This is a genomic window from Marinifilum sp. N1E240 (assembly GCF_009295825.1).
GTDB lineage: Bacteria > Bacteroidota > Bacteroidia > Bacteroidales > Marinifilaceae > Marinifilum_A > Marinifilum_A sediminis.
Genome location: NZ_WHKF01000004.1, coordinates 443,767 through 460,943, shown reverse-complemented (window position 1 = coordinate 460,943; position 17,177 = coordinate 443,767). Strand labels below are relative to the sequence as shown.

Annotated in this window: 14 protein-coding genes; 13 read left to right on the top strand and 1 reads right to left on the bottom strand. The window is 31.4% G+C overall.

Annotation, left to right across the window (positions count from 1 at the left end; genetic code table 11):
* Positions 1-2: 2 nt before the first annotated feature.
* Entirely contained in the window at positions 3-365 is a 363-nt protein-coding gene (locus GCQ56_RS13350) for a PleD family two-component system response regulator (protein ID WP_152734970.1), read from the bottom strand.
* A 557-nt stretch (positions 366-922) separates the two neighbouring features.
* Between GCQ56_RS13350 and GCQ56_RS13345 the strand changes: the two genes are divergently transcribed.
* The 13 genes from GCQ56_RS13345 to GCQ56_RS13285 all read left to right on the top strand — a co-directional run bounded on the left by GCQ56_RS13345 (position 923) and on the right by GCQ56_RS13285 (position 17,136).
* The gene (locus GCQ56_RS13345) at positions 923-5,269 is read left to right on the top strand and encodes a CusA/CzcA family heavy metal efflux RND transporter (RefSeq protein WP_152734969.1); all 4,347 of its coding nucleotides are present in this window, start codon (positions 923-925) and stop codon (positions 5,267-5,269) included.
* Positions 5,270-5,271: 2 nt separating this feature from the next.
* Positions 5,272-6,375 (top strand): efflux RND transporter periplasmic adaptor subunit, encoded by a 1,104-nt coding sequence (locus GCQ56_RS13340; RefSeq protein WP_152734968.1) that lies wholly within the window; start codon positions 5,272-5,274, stop codon positions 6,373-6,375.
* A gap of 252 nt (positions 6,376-6,627) precedes the next feature.
* Positions 6,628-7,035, top strand: a complete 408-nt coding sequence (locus GCQ56_RS13335; protein WP_152734967.1) for a hypothetical protein — start codon at positions 6,628-6,630, stop codon at positions 7,033-7,035.
* Between the two features lie 335 nt (positions 7,036-7,370).
* Positions 7,371-8,351, top strand: a complete 981-nt coding sequence (locus tag GCQ56_RS13330) for a Gfo/Idh/MocA family protein (RefSeq protein WP_152734966.1) — start codon at positions 7,371-7,373, stop codon at positions 8,349-8,351.
* Between the two features lie 122 nt (positions 8,352-8,473).
* Positions 8,474-8,734: a cysteine-rich small domain-containing protein gene (locus tag GCQ56_RS13325; protein WP_152734965.1), complete on the top strand. Its 261-nt coding sequence runs from the start codon at positions 8,474-8,476 to the stop codon at positions 8,732-8,734.
* 202 nt (positions 8,735-8,936) lie between these two features.
* A complete protein-coding gene (locus GCQ56_RS13320; protein ID WP_152734964.1) occupies positions 8,937-9,692 on the top strand; it encodes an SOS response-associated peptidase in 756 nt (251 codons plus the stop codon).
* 94 nt (positions 9,693-9,786) lie between these two features.
* A complete protein-coding gene (locus GCQ56_RS13315) occupies positions 9,787-10,404 on the top strand; it encodes a hypothetical protein (protein WP_152734963.1) in 618 nt (205 codons plus the stop codon).
* Positions 10,401-10,691, top strand: coding sequence for a transcriptional regulator (locus GCQ56_RS13310; RefSeq protein WP_299993631.1), 291 nt, complete (start codon positions 10,401-10,403; stop codon positions 10,689-10,691). Before GCQ56_RS13315 ends, GCQ56_RS13310 begins: the two co-directional genes overlap by 4 nt.
* A gap of 53 nt (positions 10,692-10,744) precedes the next feature.
* The gene (gene creD / locus GCQ56_RS13305; RefSeq protein ID WP_152734962.1) at positions 10,745-12,091 is read left to right on the top strand and encodes a cell envelope integrity protein CreD; all 1,347 of its coding nucleotides are present in this window, start codon (positions 10,745-10,747) and stop codon (positions 12,089-12,091) included.
* Between the two features lie 22 nt (positions 12,092-12,113).
* Positions 12,114-12,503 (top strand): diacylglycerol kinase family protein, encoded by a 390-nt coding sequence (locus GCQ56_RS13300; protein ID WP_152734961.1) that lies wholly within the window; start codon positions 12,114-12,116, stop codon positions 12,501-12,503.
* Positions 12,500-13,033 (top strand): exosortase K, encoded by a 534-nt coding sequence (gene xrtK / locus GCQ56_RS20785; protein ID WP_152734960.1) that lies wholly within the window; start codon positions 12,500-12,502, stop codon positions 13,031-13,033. The genes GCQ56_RS13300 and xrtK overlap by 4 nt, the downstream gene beginning before the upstream one ends.
* Complete coding sequence (locus GCQ56_RS13290; protein ID WP_152734959.1) at positions 13,017-15,845, top strand: MSEP-CTERM sorting domain-containing protein; 2,829 nt, start codon at positions 13,017-13,019, stop codon at positions 15,843-15,845. The genes xrtK and GCQ56_RS13290 overlap by 17 nt, the downstream gene beginning before the upstream one ends.
* Before the next feature lie 58 nt (positions 15,846-15,903).
* Positions 15,904-17,136: a hypothetical protein gene (locus GCQ56_RS13285; RefSeq protein WP_152734958.1), complete on the top strand. Its 1,233-nt coding sequence runs from the start codon at positions 15,904-15,906 to the stop codon at positions 17,134-17,136.
* The last annotated feature ends 41 nt before the right edge of the window (positions 17,137-17,177 follow it).

Genomic DNA, 17,177 nt, shown 5'->3' with positions numbered 1-17,177 from the left:
CTCTATTTAATCAAACGTTCAATTCTTATCATCAATTCTTCAGGATTAAATGGTTTCATTATGTAATCTTCCGCACCTAGCTTAAGACATTCAACACGCACATTACTACTTTCCTGACTACTTAAAACAATAATTGGAATATCATTAAAATATCCACTTTCCTTAATTCGCTTGATTAACTCGATACCATCCATATTTGGCATCTGTAGGTCTGTTAAAATGATATCTGGAATGTTACCCGATTGCAACCATGAGATAGCTTTAAGTCCATCATCCTTGGTTGTTACATCGAATGAGTTTTGTAGAAATCGAACCATTAATTGGCTCATAGATGGTTTATCGTCAACAACAAGTATTTTTTTCATAGGTAAATTTAATTGGCTCTCCAGTGAAAGCATTCATCAATTTTAAATAGTAAAGTCTTTGGGCTTCCCACTTTTCAGTGAAAACTACAAATCAGATTTACGGAAAGAAGTAATTTTTGTTTCCTTTTACAGCTATAAAACACAAATTGTTTATAAAACAAAAAATTATTCCAACATTCATACAAATAAGGGACACATCTCAGAAAAATAATTCTTTTGTCACAAGCACAACTATTTATGCATATAAGCGTCTGTGTATAAAATCCCTATTGTATCAAAGCCTAATAAATTAATATCTTTTGTTTTACCAGCCATTACATTACACATCAAAAAACATTAATATTATTTATCATATCCAAATCAATAGCTATCTTTTTTGTCATAGGTGTATTATTTTCATAACTTGGAAATAGTTTAAAATTCTAATCAATTGTCAATTTATTAGTATAAATATTTTAAGGTAGTGGCGAAGAATAGGTGCGATGAATATTTATTGCAATGAGTTTTAAGTTGACGCAAAAATTCAATCAAGAATTAAGATTCAAAAAAACTTCGTCATGTTAGAGAAAATAATTGCCTTTAGTACCAAAAACAAACTAATAGTTATCCTATTTACATTTTCTATCGTTCTTTTTGGTTCCTACTCTATTCTAAAAATTCCCATTGGTGCGGTCCCCGATATAACTAATAATCAAGTTCAAGTTATCACAACTTCAGGAAATTTATCTACTCAGGAAATTGAACAATTTATAACTGCACCTGTAGAATTGGAAATGTCTAATTTACCCGGCATTGAAGAAATTCGCTCTGTATCCAAATTTGGTTTATCGGTAGTGACTCTAGTCTTTAATGATAATATGGGAACCTATCTGCCACGACAGTTAATTGCCGAGAAAATTAAAAATGCTACTGCTAATATTCCCAATGGTTTCGGAACTCCTGAAATGGGACCAATTACAACTGGTCTTGGTGAAATATATCAATACATTCTAGATGTAAAACCTGAATTTAAGGATAAATATACTGCGATGGAACTTCGCACCATTCAAGATTGGATTGTGAGAAGACAATTGTCTGGGATACCCGGAGTAGTGGAAGTTAATAGCTGGGGTGGTTTTTTAAAACAATATGAAGTGCAGGTAGATCCTCTTCATTTAAAATCGATGAATGTAAATCTGATGGAATTGTTTGAGGCACTCCAAAATAACAATAGTATAACAGGAGCTGCTTACATTGAAAAAACGAATCAGAGTTATTTTATAAGAGGCGATGGACAAGTAAAATCGATAGCTGATATCGAAAACATTGTAGTTCAGAACAACAATGGAATACCAATTTTGATAAAAGACATAGCCAAAGTTCATTTTGGTTTTGCCAACAGATATGGAGCCATAACGGCAAATGGTGAAGGCGAGAAAGTACTTGGACAAATAATGATGTTGAAAAATGCCAATTCGAAATTGGTAATAAATGAGGTTAAAAAAAGAGTCGAGGAAATACAAAAAAACCTACCTGAAGGTGTCTTTGTAAATCCAATTCTTGAGAGAAGCGAATTGATTGGAAAAACAACCAACACCGTAATTGAAAATTTAGTTTTAGGATGCTTAATAGTAATGATTGTAGTTATAGTATTACTTGGCAATCTTAGGTCAGCATTAGTTATTGCATCAATGATTCCTCTTTCACTTCTATTTACATTATCCGTAATGTATATTTTTGGAATAGATGCTAACCTAATGAGTTTAGGAGCCTTAGATTTTGGTATTATTATAGACGGAGCAGTTATAATCGTAGAATACATTGCCATCAGAATTACAGTAAAATCCCCAGAATTTAATAGTACCAGTAAAGAGAATCGCCAATCTTTATTAGATAAACTAACCATAAGTGGCGCTTCCAAAATGATGAACTCTGCCATCTTTGGACAAATAATCATCCTTATCGTTTTTATTCCTATTTTATCCTTACAAGGTGTTGAAGGGAAAATGTTCCGTCCTATGGCTCTTTCTTTCAGTTTTGCAATAATAGGCGCAATGATTCTTGGTTTTACATGGCTGCCGGTAGCTTCCTCTCTATTTTTAAAACCTGAGCCAATAAACAAAAGGAATATTTCTTCTCGAATTATGGAATGGTTGTATAAATCCTATACTCCAATTATGAAATGGTCGTGTGGACACAAAAGGATAGTATTAGGTCTATCTCTAATAGCTTTGCTTTTTACTGGGGTGATTTTCTCAAGAATGGGAGGCGAATTTGTACCAACGCTCGATGAAGGTGATTTTGTAATTCAGCCTGTTTTAAAAACGGGAACATCCCTATCTAAAACGGTAGAAATGTGCACCGAAATGGAGCAAATTTTAATTGATAGCTTTCCCGAAATTGATCAAATTGTTTGTAGAATTGGTGCCGCCGAAGTACCAACCGATCCAATGTCGATGGAAGAAATTGACATGATTATTAAATTACATCCTAAAAGTGAATGGACTTCGGCAAAAAACAAAGAACAACTTGCGGATTTATTTAAAGATGCTCTATCAATAATCCCCGGAATTGAATATGAATTCACTCAACCTATAGAGATGAGATTCAATGAATTGATTACTGGAGTAAGAGCAGATATTGCCATAAAAATTTTCGGAGATGATCTAAAGTATTTGAGTGCAAAAGCTACTGAAATAAAAAAAACGATTGAAAGAGTTCCAGGTGCCGCTGATATTATAATCGAAAAAACTGAAGGATTACCTCAGATGAATATTGCTTATAAACGAAAGCAGATAGCAAGATATGGTTTAAACATTCAAACACTTAACAATTATTTAGCTATGGCATTTGGAGGTGCTGCAAGTGGAAGTGTTTTTGAAGGAGAAAAAAAATTCGATTTGGTAGTAAGATTAAATCAAGCAAATCGTGTGGATATAAATAATATCAGAAATTTACCTATTCCACTAAACAAATCTCACCTTATTCCAATGAGTGAATTAGCTGATATTACATATACCGAAGGACCTGCTAAAATTTCAAGAGAGAATACTCACCGAATGGTTGCAATTAGTGTAAATGTAAGAAATAAAGATCTTCAATCTGTAGTAGAAGATATTCAAACTCGTATTGATGAAAACATCCAATTAAAACCTGGAAACTATATTCATTATGGAGGACAATTTGAAAACCTTCAAAATGCAAGCAAACGTTTACTATTTGCAGTTCCTGTAGCCTTATTACTAATATTTATCTTTTTACATTTTGCATTTAAATCTTTCAAAGATGCCATTATGATTTTTACCGCAGTTCCCCTATCATCCATTGGTGGAGTTCTGTTTTTATGGATACGAGGGATGCCATTTAGTGTATCGGCTGGAATTGGCTTTATCGCACTATTTGGAATAGCTGTTTTAAACGGTATCGTTCTTATCGAGCATCTAAAGGATTTACAAAAAGGCGGAATGAGCAACATGAGGGAATTAATCCTGACAGGAACAAAAAATCGTCTAAGACCTGTGATTTTAACTGCTGCCGCTGCTGCAACCGGCTTTCTTCCTATGGCAATTTCAACCGGAGCAGGTGCCGAAGTTCAGCGACCTTTAGCAACGGTAGTTATTGGCGGTTTAATTAGTTCCAGTATGCTAACAATGATCGCACTTCCATTGTTATTCGAAATCTTTTACAATGTTACCGGTATTCGTTTCCGACCTCTTCGATTCATCCGTTCTAAATCTGTAATTACGATTCTTCTTATAGCGATGTCCTGTTTTGGAATTCAGGCACAAACAACAAAAGAGTATGATTTAAACGAAACCATTGAATTAGCATTTAAAAACAACAAAGACCTACAAATTTATGAACTCCAATTAAAGCAAGAAGAAACATTAAAAGCTTCATTTTTTAACCCGGATAAAACAAAATTATTTTACGAATACGATCAAAACAATATAGCTGAAAATGGGCATCCACTAAAAATATTTGGGCTGGAACAAAATTTTAGTTTCCCAACCGTTTATTCTGCACAAAACAAAATTAACAAGCAAAAAATATCCTCAGCAGAATTGATTTTCAATCATCGCAAGCAGTTAATTGTGAGGGATATTTCTTTAGCATACAACCAAATATTGTATCTGACTAACAAAATGGAAGTTTTTAAAAAAATAGATTCCTTATTTTCCAATTACACAAAAAGTGCAAAACTGAAATACAAAAATGGAGAAATTAGTCTTTTAGATTTATTGAATTCCAAGGCAAAACAGGAAAAAACAACATTGAAAGTTAAAGATCTTTCACATAAATTAGTGATTGCTTACACAAAGTTAAATTCAATCACTCAAATACAGACACCTTATAAAATTCAGGATCAAAAATTGGAAAAGATTCAATTAGAAGAATTTAAGCCAAAGTCAAGTTTTACAATGCAAGAGGCTAGATTAGATGTACAGCATAAAGAACTTTTATCAAAGCTTCAAATTAACAAAACATTACCTGATATTTCCTTATCTTATTATCGAGGCTCAAACAGTTATTCCAATCATAAAACCTACGAAGGATTTCAAATTGGTTTATCCATTCCTCTCTTTTATAAAGCTCATAAGTCTAAAATAAAAGCAACACAGATCGGTTTAATTATGTCAAAATTAAGTGAAGCCAATACTTTGATTCAACTACACTCTAAACAACGGGAATTAAAATCAGAATTAATAAAATATAAGGAAACAATACAGTACTTCGAAAACACAGGAATTGACTTAAGTAATGAAATTATTCGTAATGCAGAAAAGACTTTTCAACTAGGTGAAGTAGATTTTTTCCAATTTGCAATTAGTATGGAAAATGCATTAGAACTAAGAACCAAACATTTAGACGACTTGTTTAAATACAATCAAGTAGCAATTGAATTGAACTATTTAAGTAAATAATCATGAGACAGATAATTATAATTACAATATTAATGGTTTTAGCAATTGGATGTAAAAATCAAGATTCTAAAGAATCCATAGAAATTATTCCATCAGAAGAATTGATTCAAATCACCAAGGAACAATTCAATAATGACAAAATGGAAATAGGTAAACCTGAAATCCACCGCTTTACAGACAAGATAAGTTGTACCGGCTATGTTTCGGCTAAACCTGATGGATATGCTGAAATTAGTACTCCAATCAAAGGAATAATAAAATCAATCCATTTTTCGTCAGGCGATTTTGTGAAAAAAGGACAAGTGCTATGCCAACTGGTTTCCAACGATTTTATAAATCTTCAAACTGATTTTGCCAATAAAGTAATAGAAACCAATATGCTAAAATCAAACTACTTAAGGCAAAAAGAATTAATGAATGAAAACATTGGAGCCAAAAAAGAATTTGAAATTTCTCAAAGTAAGTATCTTACATCAAAAATATATCTCGAATCTTTGCAATTAAAACTCGAGCTTTTAGGATTCAATACTAGCCGGATTAAAAATGGAAAATTATATACTTATTTTCCCGTTGTTGCTCCAATAAGTGGATTTATTGAAAATAATAAAATTACAATTGGAAAATATACTGAAAATCAAGAGTTACTTGCTAAAATTGTTAATCCTGATAAGCTACAGATAAAGCTTAATCTTTTTGAGAAAGATATTAACTCAATAAAAAAAGGTCAAAGTGTTACTATTATAAGTCCAGGCAAAAATGAAAGTATAGCAATTATTAAAAGTATTGGAAATACAATTGATTCAAAATCGAAATCTATTATTTGCTTAGCTGATGTAATAAAAGGAAATCTTAATTATGGATCATATGTTGATGCTGAAATTAAAACAAATGAAAAAGATGCTTTGGCATTGCCAATATCAGCTATCTTCAAATCAGGAACGGATTCTTATATTTTCATAATTGATAAAGAAATTGAGAACAATATCTTTTTAAAGAGAAAATTTATCGACGTTGGAATCGAATCAAATGAATATATCGAAATTCTTGATGCACAAAACTTATCCAATGTAATTACTAGAGGAATTTACAATATCACACCACTTTAACATTTAAAACAACAAAGCCTCCAAACACCCTATAACACTCAACATCTGCATATTTACAGATTATTTTTAATAACATATTTTTTGGAATTAATTTTAAATTATATTAACTTTCTTATTCGATTATTGACTACAACTTAAATAAGGGGGATTTACAATATGACAGATCTTACGCACACTAATGAACGATTTAGCCTACTAAGTGGCAGCAGTGATTTCTTAAATATTATTTTAAATAATATAAACAGCTGTGTAATGCTCTTAGATAATAATTTAAAACTAAGAGCATTTAATGATCCTTTAACTACAATTTTTTCGAATAAAAAAGATGAACAACTTTTGTATCGAAAATGTGGAGAAGTACTAGGCTGTGCTTATCACATAGAAGAGAATAGAAACTGTGGATCTACTACTCAGTGCAATAGTTGTGAACTTCGAATAGCTGCTCTTTTATCGTATGCCGAAAACAAACCCGTAGAAAACAAGCATCTTATCAAGCCATTTATTGACTACCATGGAATGCGTTCCGATAAACATTTACAATTTTCAACACGCTTGTTTAATTTCGAAAAGGAAAAGTATATCGTTACAATAATTGATGACATTACTGAATTAAAACAATTGGAAAAAGAATTAGTTGATAATTCTAAATTTCACAATTAATACTTCATCAATCTCTTTATTGAATGTAAATCAATTCCATTACTTACATTAATAATCTGTAATTCGTATACAAGCTTCGGTAATTTGTATACCTCTTTCGCATATCTGCTTATTAATTTTGTTTTATCCAAAAAAAATTGATTAGCAAATATGAAAGAAGAAAAAACAGAACCGTTTTAATTATAGGAGCATCATCAGTTTTTGGAAAACTAACCGCCAAATTACTAAATGTAAAATATAGAACTCTAAAAATTGGGGAAGCCATAACAATAAATTCTGTTCAAATTTCTAGCGCGAAAAAATGGTGGAACTAAGTTTTCTTTTTAAAATTGTGCATGGAAAATAAAACTTTAATTCGTTGGGGTATTTTAGGCTGTGGAAGTGTAACAGAACTTAAAAGCGGTCCTGCTTATCAAAAAACAGAAGGTTTTGAACTTAGCGCAGTTATGAGAAGAAATGCTGATAAAGCAAAAGATTTTGCTCAAAGACATAAAATTGCCAAGTTCTATTCCAATGCCGACGAATTAATTCATGATAAAGAGATTGATGCAGTTTATATTGCCACGCCACCTGACTCACATAAATATTATGCTTTAAAAATTGCGGAGGCAGGAAAAATTTGTTGTATCGAAAAGCCTTTAGTTCCAAATTACAAAGAGTGTGTGGAAATTTGTGAGGCGTTTTCCAACAAAGATCTTCCCTTATTTGTCGCCTATTATCGTCGCTCCTTACCACGTTTTGAGCAGGTAAAAACATGGATTAACAATAATAGTATTGGAGAAATCAGACATATACGCTGGCATTTAAGCAAACCTGCCAATCAACTGGATTTATCAGGTCAATACAATTGGCGAACAGATCCAGAAATAGCTCCTGGTGGTTATTTCGATGATTTGGCAAGCCACGGACTTGACCTTTTCATTCACCTATTAGGTGACATTGAAGATGCATCAGGAATAAGTACTAACCAACAGAATTTATACAAAGCAAAAGATGCTATAACCGCGTGTTGGTTGCATAAAAATGGTATAATTGGAACTGGTAGTTGGAACTTTGGCTGTAGTCAAAGAGAAGATATCGTTGAAATTTTTGGAAGCAAAGGTAAAATTACATTTTCTGTATTTGACGAGGCTCCTCTCCTCTTATCTAATCAAAATGGAACAAATGAGGTATTTATAGATAATCCTGAAAATATACAGCTCTATCATGTTCAGAATATAAGAGAACAACTTATTGGCAATATACAACATCCCTCGAATGGCCTAACTGCTTCTCACACAGCTTGGGTAATGGATAAGATACTTGGGAAAATTTAAAGCTAAAATTTACTGAAATCAGTATGAATAGTTATGTTGCACAAGCTGCTATTTTGACAATAATTATACTATACTTGCAAAAAATCTAATTAAACTATTGATTTTAAAACGGAGTTAACGCTATGTCAGAAAATTATAAATTTTTCCAAAATAAAGAGTGCGAATATTTCCCTTGTCATAAAGGAGTTAAAGAGGAAGATTTCAATTGCTTATTCTGTTATTGTCCGCTTTACATGCTAAAAAATAAATGTGGAGGTAAATTTAAATATACAAACGGATTTAAAAATTGTTCCGACTGCACCCTCCCACATGACAAAGGATCTTATGAATATATCATGAACAAAATGGGAACAGTTTGTAAAATTGGAAGTGAACAGGAATAATCATCTCAAAATATTGAATTAAAAATTGATTTGTTGAAACAGTTTTTAAAAGACAGTAAATCAAAAGCGTTACAGAAGAAAGTTCTATAACGCTTTTAAAATTTATAAAAATCACATTTTTGATTCAAACAGAAATCATTAGTATTTTAGTGTGTAAAGGTATCGAACCTCTCATCCTAATTAAATCTAAGATTTCTAAAACATGTGCTACGATATTCAAGCCAAATTAGAGGCTCAACTTAAAAGAGCCAAACGGATGAATCATAAAGAGATTATTCGCGAATTGGAAACTGATTTGGAACCATACCTTACCCAATGGCATCATGTTTCAGGATTCTCTCATCCCAACCTGATAATTTATACAAATGAATCACCTAAACTTCCGACTATAGCAAAATGGGGACTAATTCCTGAATGGACAAAAAACAAAGAACAAGCCAACAAACTGCATAACAACACTATCAATGCTCGTGGAGAAAGTATTTTCGACAAACCATCATTCAGAGATTCTGCAAACCACAAAAGATGTTTAATTACTATTGATGGATTTTTTGAACATCATCATCGCGGGAAGAAAATCTTTCCTTATTTTATCCGTAAAAAAGATGATGAGCCTTTAAACCTAGCAGGCTTATGGTCTGAATGGCTCAATAAGCAAAGTGGAGAAATTGAACGCACCTTTAGTATTGTAACCTGTAAAGCTAATTCTCTACTTTCCAAAATACACAATAATCCAAAACTTTCCGGACCAAGAATGCCACTAATTCTTAATGAGAAATCTACAGATCTTTGGTTGGACATCAATATTCACAAGGTTATAATCAATTCCTTAATTCAGCCAAGTACTGAAGAACTAATAGCTCATACTGTTAAACCATTGAGAGGAAAACACTATCCAGGTAACAATCCTGAAGTTTCTAAAGAGTTTTTTTACGATGAATTAAATGAACTCTTCTAAGCACTTTTATTTCACTTAATAATTGATTTTAAAAATAAATCTTGCAATTAAATATTTTTTTCATATTTTTACTTTGAATTACAAAGTACTTTTCATGAATCAACAAAAATACATTGAAGATTTAAAGGATATTAAAGAGATGATGAACAAATCATCCAAATTTATATCCCTAAGCGGATTGTCAGGAATTTCGGCTGGTATAATTGCTTTGGCTGGAGCTTATTTTGCCTGGGAAACCATTTATTCGAAAACCGGATATCAAGATTTCAATCGTACTCTTTTAAGTTTTGATCAATTAATTCAGTTATTAGCAATTGGATTTATCACGCTGATTCTTGCCGTAGGATTTGGTATTTTCTTCACAAGATTAAAAGCAAAAAAATCGAAAGAAAACATTTGGGATTCTCAGACCAAAAGGCTCGTTATTAACTTATTGATCCCCTTAATTAGTGGTGGAGTATTTTGTCTCCTCATACTATTAAAAGGTTATGTTGGTTTGGTAGCACCTCTCACTTTGTTATTCTACGGATTAGCTTTGGTTAATGCAAGTAAGTATACTTTAACTGAAGTAAGAAGTCTTGGAATATTGCAAATCGCACTTGGACTAACAGCCACATTCTTTATCGGTTACGGATTAATTTTTTGGTGCATTGGATTCGGACTTTTGCACATTATTTACGGAGTAATAATGGAGATAAGGTATACATCGTGAAAGATATCCTTAAAGATTTAAATAAAGCCTTCGAAAATCGAATTCGATTGGGAATCATGTCTGCATTAGTGGTTAATGATTATCTGGATTTTAACGCCCTGAAAAATTTACTCGGCGTTACCGATGGTAACTTAGCAAGCCACCTTAAGTCTCTCGAAAAGAATGAATACATACGCGTTCAGAAAGAGTTTTTAGATCGAAAACCGAACACAAAATACAGCTGCACCAACGAAGGAAAGGCGGCATTCTTAAAACACATTAAAGCCATAGAACAATTGCTTAACTAATTTTTTTTCTCACTTTACTTTGTATTTCAAAGTACTTTTAAATTTATAAAATAATGAATACAGAACAGAGTCCTTTCGAAAAACTAAACAGCTGGTTAAAACAATCGGTTGGATTAAAACTAATGACAATCACCATATTAATGCTACTTTTATTAATTCCTGCCAGCATGATTAAATCAATCATTCAGGAACGAGAGATTTTAAACAAATCAGTTTTAAATGAAGTAAGCTCAAAATGGGCTGAAGGTCAACAAATAAACGGACCAATTCTTACAATTCCATTAATTTACGAATACCAAAAGGATGAAGGTAAAATCATTACCAAAACGAAACACCTATATATTCTTCCCGAAAATTTAAAAGTTACAGGTGATATTGAGCCTAATAAATTAAAACGAGGAATTTACGAAGTGGTTGTTTATCGCAGTAAACTAAAGGTTACCGGGAATTATAATTTAAAAAGTAAAGTTGACCTGAATGGCTTAAAAGAGATTCAATACGATAAAGCTTTTCTTACAATCGGGATATCAGATCTAAGGGGAATTGAAGATCAGATAATTGTGAATTGGGGCGAAAAAAAATTAAGTGTAGAACCAGGTTCTAAATTATTAGATTTGGTAAACTCGGGAATCAGCATTGATCTTCCAAACCTTACAGATCAGATAAATAAAAAAGTTGATTTCTCATTTGACCTAAACCTTCAAGGAAGTCAAAATCTATCATTTGTACCGGTGGGAAGTACTACCGAAGTCAATTTGAATTCACCTTGGTCCTCTCCTAGTTTTAATGGGAATTTTATTCCTAAAAGCCGTAAAATAGACGATTCCGGATTTAAAGCCAGCTGGAAAGTTCTATTACTCAACCGTAACTATCCACAATCTTGGGTCGATCATAATTTTTCTAGCAAATTAATGAGTTCCAGCTTTGGTGTTGACCTTATCATGCCATTAGACGATTATCAAAAATCGATGCGATCAGCCAAATATGCTGCCATGACCATAGCCTTAATTTTCTTAGTTTTCTTTTTGGTTGAAATCATGAATGGACGCAGAATTCACCCGTTTCAATATACTTTGGTTGGACTTGCACTTTGCTTGTTCTATGTTCTGCTAATTTCTATTTCTGAACATTCCAACTTTAATATTGCCTACCTGATATCTGCTGGAATCAGCTCTTTATTGATATTGCTATACTCTCGTAGTGTTTTTCAATCCGCTAAATTCACGGGTATCCTGTCTGCAACAATTTTAGGGATTTATACATTTTTATTCGTCACGCTTCAATTGGCTGATTATGCTCTGCTAATGGGAAGTATTGGCTTAACAACTATTCTGGGAATCACCATGTACTTCACCAGGAATATCAATTGGTATAAACTTCAAGTTAAATCGGAAGATTAACAACAAATAATACTTAATACCGATGGAGAATAAAAGCAAAAAGTTTTCATTAAGAAATAGGCTAAAAAGTTTTAAACACGCATTTCGTGGATTAAAGATTCTATTTTGTGAGGAACACAATGCGAGAATACATTTAGGAATTGGGATTGTAATGTATGTTCTCTCATCGGTACTTAAGCTAAGAAAAATTGAAATAGTGGCTATCCTAATAAGCATTGGATTTGTCTTAGTTACGGAAACCATAAATACTGCTATCGATAACCTATGTGATTTTGTACAAGCGGAACATCACGATAAGATAAAACGAATTAAAGACATTTCGGCTGCCACTGTGCTAAATAGTTCAATTGTATTCCTAATTATCGGTCTTGTTATTTATTTTCCTTTACTATTAAACTTATTTAATCAATGATAAAAAACAAGAATTTAGTTTACTATTTCCTGGCAATTGGAATTTTTATCCTGCTCAAAATTTGGTTCGCCAATGCCAACACAAACAACTTGATATTTATTCTGAAACCAACTAATATATTGGTTGATTTAATAACTGGGATCAAATCCATTTATATACCCGAAACAGGATATTACTATTCCCACATAAACATGCTAATTGATAAATCATGTTCTGGATTTAATTTTTACGTATTGTGCAATGCCATGCTCTATTTCATTGTAGTTGAATCCTTACAAAAGAATTTGCACAAAGCTCTTGCCCTCCCTATAGTTATGATCTGTTCTTACTTACTAAGCTTATTTGTTAATACTTCCAGAATATTTATCTCTCTAAGTGTACAGAACCTACTAATTAAACTACTAAGCATTGAACAACACATCATTCATGAATCCATTGGAGTTGTATGCAATCTAGGTTTCCTGGTTCTATTTTTCCTTTTAACTAAAAACAATGTCATAAAACTTAAATTAAATGAGAAACTTACTTAACCCTAAATGGCTAATAATTATAAATACCCTACCAATACTAGTTCTTTTATATTTGTTCTTCTCGGAATTTAAAATTATTAAAAGTCTCCTAGATGTTACTAATGTACAGCTCTGGAAAAATTTTGCCTTATCCTTAAGTATTATAAGTACTCTTAACCTAGTCTATGCACTCTATTTAATTCTTAAAAAACAAAAAGTCTCAGCAATTTATGGTATTCTTGCCTTATTAGTATACATTTCGTTTATCTATTTATATGGATACAAGTCCAATGATATTATTCCTTTTTCTATTCCAAGATGGATGATATCAGGAGATTTAATTCTTTATGTTGGCACATTCCTAATGCCTACACTAGTTTACTCCTTGATTATTCTTGTTACGCATTTTACAACAAACTCTCAGAATCCAAAAGCATGGATAAGTTTTACCTCAGCTATATTTGTTCCAATTGTTTGGTATCTGTTCTCACAAATAATACTTCCATTATGGAAACCTGTTGAAGGTAATTTTAGAAATCATACGATTATTATTCTAGTAATAATTGGAACACTCATCTTCTTATTCTTCTTAATTAAAGGCACATATATCATTGCAAGTAAGAAGGTTGAAGTTTGGAAAAACTATGAATTAGCCTGGAAAATTCCTATCTCAATTTTTCTCCCACTATTAGGTCTGGCAATAAACAATGGACGTATTTCAAACTTTTTGGGAACTGGAATTTTTGGTAATTTTAATAACAACTGGTTTTATATACTTGCAATTCTGAACGGAATTTTAATTTGTTTACCCAATTTTGAAACAAAAACATACAGACTATTTCTATTTATTGGAAGAAGCGTTTGTTTTTCCTACACGTTTTATTTCTTTCTTGTTTTCTTACCATTTCTACCCTTATCAATTATTGCAATTATAGCTGTAGGCATAGGTTTTTTAATGCTTACTCCTTTAGTATTATTTGTAATACATATTAATGAACTTTCAAGGGATTTTTCATATTTGCAATCATTCCTATCAAAAAATAAACTCCGATTGATTTCACTTCTTGCCTTTGTAACGATACCTGTTTTAATTACTATCACATATCTTAATGACAAAAATACTTTAGAAGAAGTGCTGGAATACATTTATACACCTAACTATTCCAAATCATATCATATCAACAGATCTTCTCTGCAAAGCACAATCGATATCGTAAAACAACACAAAAATAGGAATGAAGTTCCTTTAATCGGAAGCAAACTACCATACCTATCAACTTACTTTAATTGGTTAGTATTGGATAATCTGACCTTATCCGATAAAAAGATTAATACAATTGAAAAGATCTTTTTTAATCATACCTCATTTAACTTGAGAAAGGAAAATATTCGGAATGATCAAGTAGAAATATCAAACATTAATACAGAATACTCCTATGATAAAAACCAAAAAACATGGAAAAGTTGGGTTAATTTGAAGATAACAAACCACAACAACAGCAATTTTTCCGAATATGCCACAACAATACATTTACCAGAAGGCTGTTGGGTTAGTGATTATTACTTGTATGTAGGAAATAGAAAAGAGATGGGCATTTTAGCCGAAAAAAAATCTGCAATGTGGGTATTTTCTCAAATAAGAAATGAAAACAGAGATCCGGGAATTTTGTACTATTTAAGCGGAAATAAAGTTGCCTTTAGAGTATTTCCTTTTGCAAAAGAAGAAACCAGAAGAACTGGTATTGAATTCATACATAAAGAACCAATGAATATTTCCATTGATGGTAAAACAATTTCTCTTGGGAATGCTATTGAGAACCAAAATTATAATTTCGAAAATAAGGATCTTGTTTATGTATCAGCACAACATAAAAAAACTTTGGAACAAATAGAACGTAATGCATATTTCCATTTTTTAGTAGATGTTTCCGAAGGCAATAAAGCTAATCTAAAATCATTTGCATCACGCATAGAACAGCTTATAAAAAAACATAAATCCCTTTCTTATAACGCCAAAATCAGTTTTGTTAACAGTTATACAAATACAATAGACTTCAACTCAAATTGGAAAGAACATTTTAATTCACAAAATTTTGAAGGTGGGTACTATTTAGATCGAGCCATAAAAAAAACTCTTTTCCAATCATATAAATCCCCGACTAACAATTACCCTGTAATGGTGGCAGTTACAGATTCCCTTGATGAAGCTATTCTTGACCAAGATTTTTCTGATTTTAAACTTAGTTATCCCGATTTAGATCTTTTCTTTTGTATTGATGAAAATAATGAACTACAGGCACATTCATTAAGTTCCAAGCCTAAAAAACAAGTATCCAAATTTGGTAAGAATCTATTCAGCAACTCAGTTTTAAAATATAGTAACACAGATAACTCGATTAGTTATCTTGCCAATAATAATGAGGCAAGTATAATTCTTAAAAAAACTGTTTTTCAGAATTCTAACCTGGAAATACAGGAAAAAAATTGGTATTCTGCTCTAAACATACAAGCCAAATGGATATCACAGGTATTTCATCCTGAAGCTACAAATCAAGAATGGATAAGCTTAGTTAAAAGTAGTTTTTCAGCTAAGATAATGACTCCTGTTACATCATTCCTGGCTGTAGAAAACGAATCGCAAAAAGCAATCTTAAAAAAGAAACAAGAACAAATTTTATCTGGAAACCAATCATTAGATCCTGGAGAGGATACACAAAGGATGAGTGAACCAAAATTATTAAGTTTAATTATTCCAATAATAGCTTTTATGTGCATCTACATAAGAAAGAAAAATGCAAGATTATTCAGAAAGAACACTGCTTTAAAGTGTTAAAATGATAAATTTGCCTTATCAATATAAACAATGATTATAATAACTAACCCTACTTGTTATGAAAAAAACAATCCTAATAATTTTATCCTCCCTAATTTCTATTATTACCTACAGTCAAATTAATTATGAACAAGCTTATTTCATAAAAAACAATGATGAAAAGGTAAGCTGCTTAATCAAAAACCTCGACTGGAAAAATAATCCAAGCAGTTTTAATTACAAAATAAATGATACGACAGAAATATTAACTGCCAATATTGAAGGAGTAAAAGAGTTTGGTTTTACTTCAAATATACAGTACGTCAGATTTAACGTAAAAATGGACCGTTCTTCTGATTTAACGGGAAGTTTAAGTCCAAAAAAAGAACCTGAATTTAATAATGAAACACTATTTCTTAAAGTTTTGGTCAAAGGAATAGCTAATTTATATAAGTACGAAGATAAAAGTTTGATCCGATTTTTTTATTCCACGAATCATACTACACCAGAACAATTAGTTTATAAAAGATATATCACTGATTTAAAATCACATTTAAGTAGATCATATAAAAAAGTGTCAAACGATGATAAAACGATTTGCTTTAATAAATCCTACAAAAAACAATTGTATGATGAATTGAGTTCCTCAAACATTTCAAAATCAGAAATCCAAAAGATTTCTTATAAACAAAAAAGTCTAACTAACTTTTTTGAATCTTACAATAAAAGCAATGATGCGAATTTCAAAGCTTTAACTCCCCAAAAAAGAGATAGATTTAACCTTTACCTAACCGCAGGAGTTGATCAAGTCTCACTATCTGTAATAAACAGTGCTTCTACCAACAGATCTGCTGATTTTGGTGATAAAACTCTTTTAAAACTTGGTTTTGAAGCAGAATTCATTCTTCCATTTAACAAAAATAAATGGAGTGCATTCATTTCTCCTTCATTTCTTAAGTTTAGTGGGACAGAACGGTTAGCTATTCAAACTGCTACTATTGATTACAAATCATTAGAGTTACCTATTGGAATTAGACATTATCTATTTCTTAACAAGAAATCAAAATTTCATATAGACGGACTACTAGCCTTCAATACAGATTTGAATTCAACATTAAAGTATTCTGTAAGTCAAACAGATATTGATATTAAACCAGATTATAATTTCGCAATAGGTATTGGTTATGATTATAAAAACATCGCAAGTATTGAAGCGAGATATTATTCTAATCGTAATTTGATTAGTAATGTGTCTGCAATGAAAGCTAATTATGAAACCTTATCTCTAACACTGAAAATCAAGCTGCTTTAATTCTAGTTAGCAATTACTATTTTTTTATATCTTACCAATTT